Genomic DNA, 14,175 nt, shown 5'->3' on the forward strand with positions numbered 1-14,175 from the left:
GCGAAATTCCTTGTCGGGTAAGTTCCGACCTGCACGAATGGCGTAACGACTTCCCCACTGTCTCAACCACAGGCCCGGCGAAATTGCAGTACGAGTAAAGATGCTCGTTACGCGCGGCAGGACGGAAAGACCCCGGGACCTTTACTATAGCTTGACATTGGTATCTGAATGCAATTGTGTAGGATAGGTGGGAGCCGGTGAAGCTCGGACGCCAGTTCGGGTGGAGGCAATCTTGAAATACCACTCTGTTGGATTTGGGTATCTAACTTGCGGCCCTGATCGGGTCGAGGGACAGTGTCTGGTGGGTAGTTTAACTGGGGCGGTTGCCTCCTAAAAGGTAACGGAGGCGCCCAAAGGTTCCCTCAGCCTGGTTGGCAATCAGGTGTTGAGTGTAAGTACATAAGGGAGCTTGACTGTGAGACTGACAGGTCGAGCAGGGACGAAAGTCGGGACTAGTGATCCGGCACTTGCGTGTGGAAGCGGTGTCGCTCAACGGATAAAAGGTACCCCGGGGATAACAGGCTGATCTTCCCCAAGAGTCCATATCGACGGGATGGTTTGGCACCTCGATGTCGGCTCGTCGCATCCTGGGGCTGTAGCAGGTCCCAAGGGTTGGGCTGTTCGCCCATTAAAGCGGTACGCGAGCTGGGTTTAGAACGTCGTGAGACAGTTCGGTCCCTATCCGCCGTGCGCGTTGGATACTTGAGAAGGGCTGTCCCTAGTACGAGAGGACCGGGACGGACGAACCTCTGGTGTGCCAGTTGTCCCGCCAGGGGCACGGCTGGTTGGCTACGTTCGGAAGGGATAACCGCTGAAAGCATCTAAGCGGGAAGCTCGCTTCGAGATGAGGTATCCCACCACCTTGAGTGGGTAAGGCTCCCAGCTAGACGACTGGGTTGATAGGCCGGAGATGTAAGCCAGGTAACTGGTTCAGTCGACCGGTACTAATAGGCCGAGGGCTTAACCACCCTAAACTTGATCCTCTATGCGTCCACTGTGTGATTCACAGCAAACAACCATCCCCGGCATGCTGGGTGTGTTGGTTGTACCGCTGATAGGTGTTTCGGTGGTTATAGCGGAGGGGAAACGCCCGGTCTCATTCCGAACCCGGAAGCTAAGCCCTCCAGCGCCGATGGTACTGCACTCGGGAGGGTGTGGGAGAGTAGGACGCCGCCGGACTCAACGTACAGTCGAGGGCCTTCCCCTACGGGGGTTGGCCCTCGACTGCTTTTGTGCGTCCGGCGCCTAGTAGCGTTGGACGGACGCTCGACCGGTGTGCCCGTGCACGCCCGAGCGGTTCAGCCGCGGCGCCCGGTGCGCCGCGGACCTTGATCAGACGTACCCGTAGTGCCCCCCCGTGGCGGAAGTGCTCCGGCGGCCATCGACCATAGTGCGACGGCAATGCCGAACGTTGGAAGGAATTGACCCGTGAACCCAGGACCGCAGGACGGCGGCAACCGCGACGACGAGGGCCGGCCAGGCGGCGGTCGGGACGGCGGATCCGGCGCGAACCCCCGCGGTGACCGGGGCGACCGGGGTGCCCCCCGCCGCGACGGTGGATCCCGCGGCGGCTATCAGAGTGACCGTGGCGCCCCCCGCGGCGACCGCGACGGTGGCCGGGGCGGCGACCGTGGTGGTTACACCGGCGGCGGCGACCGCGGCGGATACAGCGGCGGCAGTGACCGCGGCGGGAACCGGGACGGTGGGCGCGGCGGATACAGCGGCGGGAACCGTGACGGCGGTTCCCGTGGCGGATACTCCGGCGGTGACCGGGGTGGCTTCCGTGGCGGCGACCGGGACCGCGGTGGGTACTCCGGCGGCGATCGGGGTGGCTTCCGTGGCGGCGACCGGGACCGCGGTGGCTACTCCGGCGGTGACCGTGGCGGCTTCCGTGGTGCGGACCGCGGCGGTGACCGTGGTGGGTTCCGCAGTGGCGGCGACCGTGGCGGCAGCGGCGAGCGTGGCAGCTACGGCGACCGCGGCGGGTTCCGGGGCAACAGCGTCGAACGTGGCAGCAGTGACCGTGGCGGCTACAGCGGCGGCGGCGACCGTGGCGGCTTCCGCAGCGGAGGCAGCGGTAGCAGCGCCGGTGGTGACCGTGGCGGCTTCCGTAGCGGTGGCGGCGGCGGTGGTGACCGTGGCGGCTTCCGCGGCGGCAGCAGCGGCGGCGGCGACCGGGGTGGCTACTCCGGTGGTGACCGTGGCGGCTTCCGCGGTGGTGACCGTGACCGTGGTGGCTACAGCGGCGGCGGTGACCGCGGTGGGTTCCGTGGCGGCGACCGGGACCGCGGCGGTTACCCGGCCGGCGGCGATCGTGGCGGCTTCCGTAGCGGTGGCAGCGCCGGCGGTGACCGTGGCGGTAGCAGCAGTGGCGGCGACCGTGGCGGTTACTCGGGCGGCGGCGATCGTGGCGGGTTCCGCAGCGGTGGCAGCGGTGAGCGTGGCAGCTACGGCGACCGCGGCGGGTTCCGCGGTGGTGACCGTGACCGTGGTGGCTTCCGCGGGGACAGCCGGGACCGCGGTGGATTCCAGAGCGACCGGGGTCCCCGCGAGGGCGGCGACAGGGCTCCGCGTGAGGGTGGCTTCCGTGGCGACCGTGCCCCCCGTGAGGGTGGTTTCCAGGGTGACCGTGGCCCGCGTCAGGGCGGCTTCCAGGGTGACCGGGGCCCGCGCCAGGGTGGCGGGTACCAGGGCGACCGGGGTCAGGACCGGGGCGGCTACCAGAGCGACCGGGGCAACTTCCGGGACCGTGGCGACGCGCCTCGGTCCGAGGGCGGCGCGCGAGGCAGCTTCCAGGGTGGCTCCGGTGGGTTCCGGGGTGACCGGGGGCAGGCCGGCGGCCGTCCGCAGGGCGACCGGGGCGGCTTCCGGGACGACCGGGGCGGGTTCCGGGGCGGTGACCGGCCCGGCAACCGCAGCGGTGGTGGCGGCGGGTTCCGTGGCGGCGACCGGCCGTACGGGGATCGCCCGCAGGGCGACCGTCCGCAGGGTGACCGCCCGCAGGGCGACCGTCAGCCGCGCGAGGGCGGGTTCCGGGGCGACCGGGGTCAGGAGCGCAGCGGCTACCAGGGAGACCGGGACCGTGGCGGGTACCAGGGCGACCGGGGCCAGGGCCGCGGCGGATATCAGGGCGACCGGGGTCAGGACCGCGGCGGCTACCAGGACCGCGGCGGGTACCAGGGCAACAGGGACCAGGGCAGCCGGGACCGGGGTGGCTACCAGGGCGACCGCGGTCAGGAGCGCGGCGGGTACCAGGGTGACCGGGACCGTGAGCGCGGCGGATTCCGCGGTGAGCAGGGTCGCGACGATCAGCAGCCCGCGTTCCAGGCTCCCGAGATTCCCGAGGACATCGCCGCGAGCGACCTCGACAAGGAGGTTCGCGCCGAGCTGCTGAGCCTGTCGCGGGACACCGCCGACCGGGTGGCGCGGCATCTCGTCGCGGCCGGGACGATCATCGACGAGGATTCCGAGCTGGCGTTGCAGCACGCGGTCGCGGCGCGGCGGCTGGCTTCGCGGATCGCCGTGGTGCGGGAGGCCGTCGGGCTCGCCGCGTACGCCGCGGGGGACTGGACGACCGCCATCGCCGAGCTGCGTACGTACCATCGGATGACCGGGCGGCAGACGCACCTGGCCGAGCTGGCCGACTGTGAGCGCGCCCTGGGCCGGCCGGAACGGGCGATCGATCTCTTCCGTGGCGCCGACCGTGAGGCGATGGACAAGGCCGGCGCGATCGAGCTGCTGATCGTGGCCGCGGGTGCCCGCGGGGACCTGGGCCAGCACGACGCCGCCGTGGCGATGCTGCAGGTCAAGGAGCTGACCACGGAGGAGGACGCGGAGTGGGCGGCGCGGCTGCGGTACGCGTACGCCGATGCTCTGCTCGCCGCCGACCGGCGTGACGAGGCGCGGGAGTGGTTCTCGCGGGCCGCGGCCGCCGACGAGGACGACGTGACCGACGCGGCGGAGCGGCTGCTCGAGCTCGACGGCGTCACCATCGAGGGTGACGACGACGAGGACGACGAGGGCGACAGCGGCGAGACCGCCGTGGCCGGCCGCGACGAGACCGCGGTGGCCGACGGCGACGACGCCGACCTCGACGAGGACGACTCCGCGGACGACGATGAGGACGAGGACGAGGCGTACCACGGTGCGGCGTTCCTCGACGACAAGGAGACGGGCGAGCGGGAGGCCGACGCCGACGAGGACGAGCTGGTCGACGGCGAGGAGTTCGACGTCGACGCCGGCATCGACTCCCCGGAGGACGAAGCGGCCGACGCCGACGAGGACGAGGACGACGACCTGGCCGGCGACGAGACCGACATCGCCGACGAGCCGGCCGCCGCGGCGGATGAGGACGACGACGAGGACGAGGCTCCGAAGGCCGCCGGCGACGAGTTCGTCGGCGGGCGCGCCGACGCGGACGAGCCGCGGGCCGAGGGCAACGCGTGAGCGGTCGGCTTGTCGATGCGTACGACCTGGTCATCTTCGACCTGGACGGCGTCGTGTACCTGATCGACAAGCCGATCGCCGGCGCGTCCGAGGCGGTCGAGCGGCTGCGGGCCGACGGCGTCCCGGTCGCGTACGCCACGAACAACGCCTCCCGGCGCGCCGCCGACGTCGCCGGGCTGCTCACCGGCATGGGTGTGCCGGCGGCCGCCGGCGAGGTGCTGACCTCCGCCGGCGCCTCCGCGGCGATGCTGGCCGAACGGCTCCCGTCGGGCGCCCCGGTGCTGGTCGTCGGCGCGGAGGCGCTGCGGGCGGAGGTCCGCGACGCGGGCCTCACCGTGGTCGAGCGCGCCGAGGATTCACCGGCGGCGGTCGTGCAGGGGTACGGGCCGGACGTGGGCTGGAAGATCCTCGCCGAGGCGTCGCTGGCCGTCCGGGCCGGGGCGCTGTGGATGGCCACGAACACCGACCGGACGCTGCCGAGCCCGCGCGGGCCGCTGCCCGGCAACGGGTCGCTGGTGTCCGTGCTGCGGACGGCCCTGAACCGGGAGCCGGACGTCGTGGTCGGCAAGCCGGCGCCGGCGTTGTTCGAGACGGCGGCGTCGCTGTCGAAGGCGCAGCGCCCGCTCACGGTCGGGGACCGGCTCGACACCGACATCGAGGGTGCGGTCGGCGCGGGTATGGACAGCCTGCTCGTGCTGACCGGGGTGAGCGGGCCGGCCGAGGTGCTGGCCGCTCCGCCGTCGCGGCGTCCGACGTACGTGGCCGCTGACCTGTCCGGGTTGTTCGGGGCGGCCGGGGACGCGCGGATCCCGGCCGGCGCGGACGAGGCCGGCGGGTGGCGGCTCACGGACGGGCGGCTGGACGGCGACGGCTCGGCCGTGGACGCGTTGCGCGTGCTGGCGGCGTACGTGTGGGACGGCGGGAAGCCGAAGCCCGGCTCGGACGCGGCAGCGAGGCTGCTCCACGACTGGCTGGGCTGACGGCTAATCCACCAGGCCCGACTGGTACGCGAAGACGACCAGTTGGGCCCGGTCGCGGGCGGCCAGCTTGACCATGGCCCGGCTGACGTGCGTCCGCGCGGTGGCCGGGCTCAGGCGCAGCCGTGCCGCGATCTCGTCGTTGCTCAGGCCCTCGCCGACCAGCCCGGCGATCTCGCGTTCGCGGTCCGTGAGCGTGCCCAGCCGGGGGTGCGGGCGCAGCACCCGGGCCGGCCGGGAGGCGAACTCGCGCACGACGCGGCGCGTCACCGAGGGCGACAGCAGGGCCTCGCCGGCGGCGACCAGGCGGACCGCGCGGATGAGCTCGGCGGGCCGGGTGTCCTTGGTGAGGAAGCCGCTGGCGCCGTGCCGCAGCGCGTCGAAGACGTACGCGTCGAGCTCGAAGGTCGTCAGCACGATCACCCGGGTGGCGGTCAGCGTGGGGTCCGCGGCGATGCGCCGGGTGGCCTCGATGCCGTCGATGCCGGGCATCCGGATGTCCATCAGCACCACGTCCGGGCGGTGCGCGCGGGTCAGGCCGACCGCGGTGAGCCCGTCGGCCGCCTCAGCCGCCACGCTCAGGTCGTCCTCGCTGGACAGCAGCGTGCGCAGGCCGATGCGGATCAGGTCCTGGTCGTCGGCGACCACGACGGAGATCATCGGCGGACCGGGATCGTCGCGGTGACCAGGAAGCCGCCGTCCGGGCCCGGGCCGGCGGACAACGACCCGCCCAGGGCGCCGATCCGCTCCCGCATCCCCGCAAGGCCGTGCCCGGCCGTCGGGACGTCCGCCGCCGGGAAACCGGCCGACGGGCCCCGGCCGGTGTCGGTCACCGACACCGTCAGGCACTCGTCGTCGCGGTGCAGGCGGACCTGCGCGGTCGCCGTGCCCGCGTGGCGCAGCACGTTGGTCAGGGCCTCCTGCACGATCCGGTACGCGGCCAGGTCCACCGCCGCGGGCAGGCCGGTGAGCGCGCCGTCGGCCTCGACCGTCACGGGTACGCCCACCGCCCGGGTGCGCGCCACCACGTCGTCGAGCCGGGCGAGCCCGGGCGCGGGAGCACGGTCGTCCGCGTCGTCGCCGCGGCGTACGGCCCCGAGCGTCGCGCGCAGTTCGTCGAGGGATTCGCGGCTGGTGCGGCTGATCGCGGTCAGCGCGTCGCGGGCCGGGGACGCCGGCGCCGGCTCCTTGTCCAGCAGGTGCAGCGCGATCTCGGCCTGCATGGTGATCGCCGCGAGCCCGTGCCCGACGACGTCGTGCACCTCCTGGGCGACCCGGAGGCGTTCGGCGTCGGCCTGGCGGCGGGCCTCGTCGCGGCGGGCCTGGAGGACCTGTTCGCGGCCCACCCGGACGGTCACGCCGACGGCGAGCGGACCGGCGACCCACGCCACCTGGGGCATGACCGCGTCGAGGTCCAGGCCGAGACCGATGAGCGCGCACGGCACCAGCACGGCCAGGACGACGCCCGCGGCGGTGGCCGCCCGGCGCAGCGGCCGCTGGGCGCCGATCGTGTACACGGCGACGAGCAGGCTGAGCAGGACGGGACCGAACGGGTTGCCGCCCAGCAGGTACAGCCCGACCGCCGCCGTGGTCGTCGCGAGCGCGGGCGACGGGTACGCGCGCCGGAACGCCATCGCCAGCGCGGCCGCCGTGACGCACGCGTACGCCCAGGACGGGATGTGGTCGATGCCCTGGTTGCGCCCGGCCGGGGCCGTGCCGGAGAGGCCGACCGCCAGCAGCGCCAGCGCGATCGGCCCGTCGGCGCGGAGGGGACGCAGCCGGTCCATGAGGCTCACAGGATGTCACGGCGGCGCAGCAGAAGTCCGCCCAGGACGGCGAACGCCACAAGGTAGGCCCCGACGACGAGGACCGCCTGCGTCGCGCCGACGGTGGCCTGCACGCCCGGGGTGTCGGTGGCCGCCCCAGGGCGGCGGCCAGCGAACCGGCGTTCGGGCCGGGCAGCCCCCTCTGCAGCTGCGCGACCCAGTCCAGCAGGGGAGCGGCGATCAGCGCGAGCAGGTTCTGCACGGCCAGCAGCCACACGAGCCCGAGCCCGACCGGCAGCGCCACCCCGCGCAGCGCGATGGCGAGCAGCGCGCCGAGCACCGTCCACATCGCCGCGATCAGCCAGCCCGCGCCGATGCCGGTGAGCAGGTCGGCCACGCCGGGCCAGGCGAGCGGGCGGTCCTCGGCGACGGCGATGACGGCGCTCGCGACCGCGCCCGCGGCGAAGACGGCGAGCAGCCCGGTCAGGGTCGCGAGGCAGAGGGTCACGAGCTTGGCGGCGTACACGATGATCCGGCCGGGGTTCTGGGTCAGCACGGTCTTCCAGGTGCCCCACTGGTATTCGCCGCCCACCGCGAGCACGCCGAGGATGAGCATGAGGGCGCCCAGGAACACCGGCAGGCCGCCGACCGAGTTGCCGACGAGCTGATCGGGCAGCAGCGCCGCCAGGCCGCGTTCGGCTCGCGGTCCGCCGGTGCCGCCGGCATATCCGGCGTACGGGATGAGGTAGGTGAAGGTCAGGCTCAGCGCGACCGCGATCGCGAGCAGTGCCCATGTCGCGGGGCGGCGTACCAGCTTGAGGGTCTCGGCGCGGATGTGGTCACGCATGGCCGGTCGCTCCCGTCAGGTCGAAGAATGCCTGTTCCAGGCTGCGTTCCTGCGGCCGCAGCTCGCTCACCGCGATGCCCGCGCCGACCAGGACGGCGTTGAGCTCGGCGGCCCGGCGCGGCGGCACTGCCAGGTCCAGGCCGTCGCCGTTCACGCGTACGGCGTCAGCACCGAGCAGCGTGCGCGCCCGATCGGCGGCCGCGTCCAGCGGTTCTGCCACCAGCCGCAGCGTCGGTTCCCCGCGGAGTCCGGCGACGGTGCTCTCGGCGACCAGCCGGCCCTTCGCGATGACGCCGACGCGGTCGCACAGCTCCTGCACCTCGCTCATCAGGTGGCTGGACAGCAGCACCGTGCACCCCGCGGCGCCGAGGCGGCGCACGAGCAGGCGCATGTCGGCCATCCCCGCCGGGTCGAGGCCGTTGGTGGGCTCGTCCAGCACGACCAGGCGCGGATCCTTCAGCAGCGCCGCCGCGACGCCCAGCCGCTGCTTCATGCCCAGCGAGTAGGCCGCGTACCGGTCCGCCGCCCGGTCGGTCAGCTCCACCTGGCCGAGGACCGCCGCGACCCGGGAGGCGGGCACGCCGGCATGCCGCGCCACCGCGCGCAGGTTGTCGCGTCCGCTCAGGTACGGGTAGAAGGCCGGCCCCTCGATCAGGGCGCCCACGGCGTCGAGGCGTCCCGGCGGGTGGCCGAAGAGGCGTACCTGCCCGGCGGTCGGGCGGACGAGCCCGAGCAGCATGCGCAGCGTGGTGGTCTTCCCGGCGCCGTTGGGGCCGAGGAAGCCGTACACCTCGCCGGCGCGTACGTGCAGGTCCAGCGAGTCGACGGCGGTGAGCGAGCCGTACCGTTTGGTCAGGCCCCGGGTCTCGACGGGTGCTGTCATGCCGCCATCGTCGCCGCGGCCGGCGCCTGCGCCATCCGTTGCCGGGCGGCCCTCTCGCTACGCCCCCGGACGTACGCCTAGAGCAGCTTGCGGAGCTTGAGCAGGTCGAAGGGGTTGGCCTTCACGGAGACCTGGCGCGAGGCGATCGCCCGGGTGACGTCCAGCCGGCCGGTGACCAGCGCGACGAGATCGTCACTGTTCGCGGTCAGGGCGATCTTCGCCTTCGGGTCGTCACCGTCCGCGATGTCGAGCAGGCGGCCGCCGGCGAGCCGGGCGTGGAACGCCGTCGACAGGTCCGGCACCCGGCAGGCGAGCGTGCGGTCCAGGTCGAGCTTGCCGCGCGTCTCGGCGTGCCCGTCCAGCCGGGCCGCCAGGTCGTGCAACGCTTGCCGGCACTCGTCCGCGCTCGCCATTCAGCCCGCTCCCTCCGCGACACCCGACGCCGTACGCACGGTACCCGACGAGCGGGCGGGGTATGCCTTGTAGCGTGGCACCAGCACGTTGCGAGGAGCACGATCGGCAATAGCACGGGCGCGAGGGGAGAGGGACATGCAGGACGCATGGCGGGCGTATCTGGAGATGGCGCTCGGGCTGACGGAGGCGCCGCGCAAGCGGGCCCAGAAGGTGGCCTCCGAGCTGCTGACCAAGGGCGGCGCGACCGCCGGGCAGTTGCAGGGGCTCGTGGAGGACCTCATGTCCACCGGGGTCGCCAACCGTGAGGCGCTGACGAACCTCGTCCGGTACGAGGTGGACCGCGCGCTGGGCAAGGTCGGCCTGGCCACCGCCGACGAGGTCTCGGAGCTGACCGCCCGCGTACGCGACCTGGAGAAGCAGTTGCGCGCGGCGCAGACCCGGGCCGACGCGGCCGGGGGCGGCGCGGCGGACCTGACCATCGCCGAGCCCGGCCCGGCGGCGGTCGTGCCGCCGGCCAAGAAGGCCGTGGTGAAGAAGGCGCTGGCGAAGAAGGCGGTCAAGGCGACGCCGCCGAACGCGATGCCCGCCGCCGGCACGACGACCTCCGCTCCCGTGCGCAAGGCGGCGAAGAAGGCCGCGCCCGGCCCGGCCGGTGCCGCGCCGACGCCGGCCACGACGGGTCCCGCGCGCGAGGCGCCCGAGAAGGCGGTGCCGGCGAAGGCCACCAAGGTCGCCAAGGCCGCCGCGAAGAAGGCCGCGGCGAAGAAGACCACCCCCGCGAAGAGCGCGGCCGCCAAGAAGGCGGCGAGCCCCGAATCCTCGACGCCGGAGGCCTCGTGACGTACCCGAACCAGCAGCCGCCCGTCCCGCGCCCGGGCCCGCCGCCCGGTGGCTTCCGCCCGGCGCCGCCGCCCGGCGGGTTCCGTCCGGCGCCGCCGCCGGGGCAGCCCTCCGCGCCGCCGCGGGTGGAGGCGAGCCCCGGCATCCTCGACGGGTCGGAGAAGACCGGCCACCCCGCCGTCGACGCCGTGCTGCAGTCGCTGGCCAACGCCGCCACGCTCGCGCCCGGCGACCAGATCGCCGAGTACGAGGCCGCGCATCAGGTGCTGCAGGAGACGTTGGCGAGCATCGACCGCTGATGACCCGTACCCCCGAAAGGGTGTCCTGATGGCCCGCCGCGCGCGGTTGGACGCCGAGCTCGTGCGCCGCAAGCTCGCCCGCTCCCGGGAGCAGGCCGCCGCCCTGGTGGCGGCCGGCCGGGTGCAGGTCCGCGGCACGGTGGCGGCCAAGGTCGCCACGATGATCGACCCGGCGGACCCGGTCGTGGTGACCGGCGAGGACCCGGCCGACGAGTACGTCTCACGCGGCAGCCACAAGCTGGCGGGCGCCCTCAAGGCGTTCGCGGGCCTGGCCGTGCAGGGGCGCCGTTGCCTCGACGCGGGCGCGTCCACCGGCGGCTTCACCGACGTGCTGCTGCGGGGCGGCGCCGCCCACGTGTACGCGGTCGACGTCGGCTACGGGCAGCTCGCGTGGCCGCTGCGCACCGACGAGCGCGTGACCGTCATGGAACGCACCAACGTCCGTACGCTGACCCCGGACATGCTGGGCGGGCCGGTGCAGCTGACCGTCGCCGACCTGTCGTTCATCTCGCTGCGCCTGGTGCTGCCCGCGCTGGCCGCCTGCACCGCGCCGGACGGCGACCTGGCGCTGATGGTCAAGCCGCAGTTCGAGGTCGGCAAGGAGCGGGTGGGCTCCGGCGGTGTGGTCCGCGATCCGCTGTTGCGTGCCGAGGCGGTCGTCGACGTGGCGACCGCGGCGGCCGGACAGGGACTGGGGGTGGCCGGGGTCGCCGCGAGCCCGCTGCCCGGTCCCAGCGGCAACGTGGAGTTCTTCGTCTGGTTCCGGCGGGGCGCGCCGCCGGTGGACGCCGAGCGGGTGCGGGCGGTGGTCGCCGCGGGGCCCTCCGGCGCGGTAGCCTCCGCCGGGTCGGTACCGACGCCGGATTCGCCCCCCTTGGAGGACGTGTGACCCGCTCCGCGTTGTCAGCCGCGCCGGACCGGCAGGTCGTCGCATGAGCCGCTCGGCGCTCATGGTGACGCACACCGGCCGACGGCAGAGCACCCAGCACGCCGCCGCGATCGCGAGCGACCTGGTCGCGGCCGGCTTCGAGGTGCGGGTGCTGGCCGAGGAGGTGGCCGACCTCGAGCTGCCGCCGGGCGTGACGCCGGTGGACGACCCGACCGCCGCGGAGGGCGTGGAGATCGTGTTCGCACTCGGCGGCGACGGCACGTTCCTGCGCGCCGCCGAGCTGGCCCGGCCGGCGAAGGTGCCGCTGCTCGGCATCAACCTCGGCAAGGTGGGCTTCCTCGCCGAGGCCGAGCTGCAGAACATCGACGAGACCGTGCGGGACATCGTCGCCGGTGACTACACCGTGGACGAGCGCCTCACCCTCGACGTGCGCGCCGAGTACGACGGCCGGCTGATCGCCGAGTCGTGGGCGCTCAACGAGGTCAGCGTCGAGAAGGGGCAGCGCGCGCAGATGCTCGAGCTGCTCGTCGACGTCGACGGGCGGCCGCTGTCGCGGTACGGCTGCGACGGTGTCGTGTGTGCCACACCGACGGGCTCGACGGCGTACGCGTTCTCGGCCGGTGGTCCCGTGGTGTGGCCGGAGGTGGAGGCATTGTTGCTCGTGCCGATCAGCGCGCACGCGTTGTTCAGCCGGCCCATCGTCACCGCGCCGACCTCCACGTTCGTGCTGACCGTGGACCCGTACACGTCGTTCGCGGTGCTGTGCTGCGACGGGCGGCGTACGTGGGACCTGCCGCCGGGCGCCCAGGTCACCGTCGAGCGGGGACAGCTGCCGGTACGCCTCGTCCGCCTCAAGCCGCGCCCGTTCACCGACACGCTCGTGGCGAAGTTCCACCTGCCGGTGGAGGGCTGGCGCGGTAATCGACGCTGATGAGCGGCCCGCGGTGGGCAATTGTCGGTGGGCACCGATACTGTTCGCCTGTGCTGGAGGAACTGCGGATCACCGGGCTGGGCGTCATCGACGACACGACGCTGCGGCTGACCACGGGCATGAACGCCATCACCGGTGAGACCGGCGCGGGCAAGACGATGGTGGTGACCGGGCTCGGGCTGCTCTTCGGCGGCCGGGCCGACGCCGGGCGGGTGCGGGCCGACCCGGGCCGGGCCGTGGTGGAGGGGCGGCTGCGCCTCGACGGCGGGCTCGGCGACTCGGTGCAGACCCGCATCACCGATGCGGGCGGCGAGGTGGACGACGACGGTTCCGTGCTGCTGAGCCGCACGGTGACGATCGAGGGCCGCTCGCGCGCGCACGTCGGCGGCCGCAGCATGCCGGTCGCGATGCTCAGCGAGGTCGGCGAGCAGGTCGTCGCCGTGCACGGGCAGTCCGACCAGCTGCGCCTGCTGCGCCCCGCCGAGCAGCGGGCCGCCCTGGACCGCTACGCCGGCCCGGAGCACGAGAAGCTGCTGGAGACGTATCGGCAGGCGTACACCCAGTGGCGCACCGTGGTGGACGACCTCGCCGACCGGCGGCGCAACGCCCGCGAGCGCAGCCAGGAGGCCGACCTGCTCAAGCTCGGCCTCGACGAGATCAGCCGGGTGGACCCGCAGCCGGGCGAGGACGACGAGCTGCGCACCGAGCTGCAGCGTCTGGAGCACGCCGAGGGGCTGCGCACGGCGGCGGCCCTGGCGGCGCAGGCGCTGGCGGGCGGCGTCGAGGCGACAGACGACACCCCCGACGCGACGACGCTGCTGGGCACCGCCCGGCGCACCCTGGAGGCGCAGGCCGGCGTCGACCCCGCGCTGGGCGAGCTGGCCGCCCGGGTGGAGGAGGCGGCCACGCTCGTCGCCGACGTGTCCTCCGAGCTGTCGGCCTACCTGGACCAGCTCGACGCGGACCCGGCGCGGCTGGAGGCCATCTACGAGCGGCGGGCGGCGCTGCGGGCCCTGACCCGCAAGTACGCGGACGACGTCGAGGGCGTCATCGCCTGGGCCGACCACGCCCGCACCCGGCTGGCGGCGCTGGACACCTCCGACGAGCTGCTCGAGGAGCTCGACAAGGAGCGCCAGCGGCTCGCGGCGCAGGTCGCCGAGCTGGCCGGCCGGCTGACGGCGGCCCGCACGGAGGCCGCCGGGCGCTTCGCCGAGCAGGTCAGCGTCGAGCTGGCCGGGCTGGCGATGCCGCACGCACGCGTCGAGATCGCGGTGCTGCCGCGCTCGGCCGGGCGTGACGAGCCGGCCATCGACGCTCTGGCGGCCGGTCCGGACGGCGCCGACGAGATCGAGCTCCGGCTCATCGCCCACCCGGGCGCTCCCGCGCTGCCGCTGCAGAAGGGCGCCTCGGGCGGTGAGCTGTCCCGGGTCATGCTGGCGATCGAGGTGGTGTTCGCCGGGGCGGGCGGGCCGCCGACGCTGGTGTTCGACGAGGTGGACGCGGGCGTGGGCGGCCAGGCGGCGGTGGAGATCGGGCGGCGGCTGGCCCGGCTGGCGCGCACCCACCAGGTGCTGGTGGTGACGCACCTGCCGCAGGTGGCGGCGTTCGCCGACCGGCATCTGGTGGTCGCCAAGGACACCGGTGGCGCCATCACCACCAGCGGTGTGAAGATCGTGGAGGAGACCGACCGCGCCCGGGAGCTCGCCCGGATGCTGGCCGGTCTGCCGGATTCGGATCTGGGCATCGCGCATGCCGAGGAGCTGCTGGCGGTGGCCGACCGGGAGAAGCGAGCGTGACGGCGCGGCCGCCGCGGAGACGCGGTGGCCGGCTTCGGGGAGCGGCCTGACGGCCTGGCGGGGTGATCGTTTTGCCCCTTTTGGGGG

The 14,175-nt window shown here is 73.7% G+C and carries 12 protein-coding genes, 2 rRNA genes and 1 pseudogene (1 of these 15 running past the window's edge); 9 read left to right on the forward strand and 6 right to left on the reverse strand.

The window, feature by feature from the left end; all coding sequences use genetic code 11:
• Together COUCH_RS13920 and rrf are read left to right on the forward strand one after the other, a co-directional pair.
• Nucleotides 1-968, forward strand: a 23S ribosomal RNA gene (locus COUCH_RS13920); it begins 2,141 nt to the left of the window's first position.
• A 94-nt stretch (nt 969-1,062) separates the two neighbouring features.
• Nucleotides 1,063-1,179, forward strand: a 5S ribosomal RNA gene (gene rrf, locus COUCH_RS13925).
• Between the two features lie 153 nt (nt 1,180-1,332).
• On the opposite strand, the gene COUCH_RS13930 is transcribed toward rrf, so the two are convergent.
• Entirely contained in the window at nt 1,333-3,432 is a 2,100-nt protein-coding gene (locus tag COUCH_RS13930) for a hypothetical protein (protein ID WP_249612493.1), read from the reverse strand.
• Between COUCH_RS13930 and COUCH_RS13935 the strand changes: the two genes are divergently transcribed.
• Nucleotides 3,421-4,446 carry a hypothetical protein gene (locus COUCH_RS13935; RefSeq protein ID WP_249612494.1) on the forward strand — a complete coding sequence of 342 codons (1,026 nt, stop codon included), beginning with the start codon at nt 3,421-3,423 and terminating at the stop codon, nt 4,444-4,446. The genes COUCH_RS13930 and COUCH_RS13935 overlap by 12 nt on opposite strands.
• Complete coding sequence (locus COUCH_RS13940) at nt 4,443-5,426, forward strand: HAD-IIA family hydrolase (protein ID WP_249612495.1); 984 nt, start codon at nt 4,443-4,445, stop codon at nt 5,424-5,426. Before COUCH_RS13935 ends, COUCH_RS13940 begins: the two co-directional genes overlap by 4 nt.
• 3 nt (nt 5,427-5,429) lie before the next feature.
• Here COUCH_RS13940 and COUCH_RS13945 read toward each other — a convergent pair whose 3' ends face one another.
• From COUCH_RS13945 to COUCH_RS13965, 5 genes and pseudogenes are all read right to left on the reverse strand, one after another.
• Complete coding sequence (locus COUCH_RS13945; RefSeq protein WP_249612496.1) at nt 5,430-6,083, reverse strand: response regulator transcription factor; 654 nt, start codon at nt 6,081-6,083, stop codon at nt 5,430-5,432.
• Nucleotides 6,080-7,210, reverse strand: a complete 1,131-nt coding sequence (locus COUCH_RS13950) for a sensor histidine kinase (RefSeq protein WP_249612497.1) — start codon at nt 7,208-7,210, stop codon at nt 6,080-6,082. The genes COUCH_RS13945 and COUCH_RS13950 overlap by 4 nt, the downstream gene beginning before the upstream one ends.
• Before the next feature lie 304 nt (nt 7,211-7,514).
• A pseudogene (locus COUCH_RS39165) lies at nt 7,515-8,036 on the reverse strand (ABC transporter permease); the annotation flags it as partial.
• The gene (locus COUCH_RS13960; protein WP_249612499.1) at nt 8,029-8,919 is read right to left on the reverse strand and encodes an ABC transporter ATP-binding protein; all 891 of its coding nucleotides are present in this window, start codon (nt 8,917-8,919) and stop codon (nt 8,029-8,031) included. The gene COUCH_RS13960 and the pseudogene COUCH_RS39165, both read right to left, overlap by 8 nt.
• A 77-nt stretch (nt 8,920-8,996) precedes the next feature.
• Nucleotides 8,997-9,332: an alkyl sulfatase C-terminal domain-containing protein gene (locus COUCH_RS13965; RefSeq protein WP_249612500.1), complete on the reverse strand. Its 336-nt coding sequence runs from the start codon at nt 9,330-9,332 to the stop codon at nt 8,997-8,999.
• Between the two features lie 136 nt (nt 9,333-9,468).
• Between COUCH_RS13965 and COUCH_RS13970 the strand changes: the two genes are divergently transcribed.
• The 5 genes from COUCH_RS13970 to recN are packed head-to-tail and all read left to right on the forward strand — an operon-like array spanning nt 9,469 to nt 14,088.
• A complete protein-coding gene (locus tag COUCH_RS13970; protein WP_249612501.1) occupies nt 9,469-10,173 on the forward strand; it encodes a phasin family protein in 705 nt (234 codons plus the stop codon).
• Entirely contained in the window at nt 10,170-10,472 is a 303-nt protein-coding gene (locus tag COUCH_RS13975; RefSeq protein WP_249612502.1) for a hypothetical protein, read from the forward strand. Before COUCH_RS13970 ends, COUCH_RS13975 begins: the two co-directional genes overlap by 4 nt.
• A gap of 28 nt (nt 10,473-10,500) precedes the next feature.
• On the forward strand, nt 10,501-11,361 hold the full coding sequence (locus COUCH_RS13980) for a TlyA family RNA methyltransferase (protein WP_249612503.1): 861 nt from the start codon (nt 10,501-10,503) through the stop codon (nt 11,359-11,361).
• 43 nt (nt 11,362-11,404) lie between these two features.
• The gene (locus COUCH_RS13985) at nt 11,405-12,292 is read left to right on the forward strand and encodes an NAD kinase (protein ID WP_249612504.1); all 888 of its coding nucleotides are present in this window, start codon (nt 11,405-11,407) and stop codon (nt 12,290-12,292) included.
• A gap of 50 nt (nt 12,293-12,342) precedes the next feature.
• The gene (recN, locus tag COUCH_RS13990; RefSeq protein WP_249612505.1) at nt 12,343-14,088 is read left to right on the forward strand and encodes a DNA repair protein RecN; all 1,746 of its coding nucleotides are present in this window, start codon (nt 12,343-12,345) and stop codon (nt 14,086-14,088) included.
• Nucleotides 14,089-14,175: the final 87 nt, after the last annotated feature.

It is taken from the genome of Couchioplanes caeruleus, from assembly GCF_023499255.1.
Lineage (GTDB): Bacteria > Actinomycetota > Actinomycetes > Mycobacteriales > Micromonosporaceae > Actinoplanes > Actinoplanes caeruleus_A.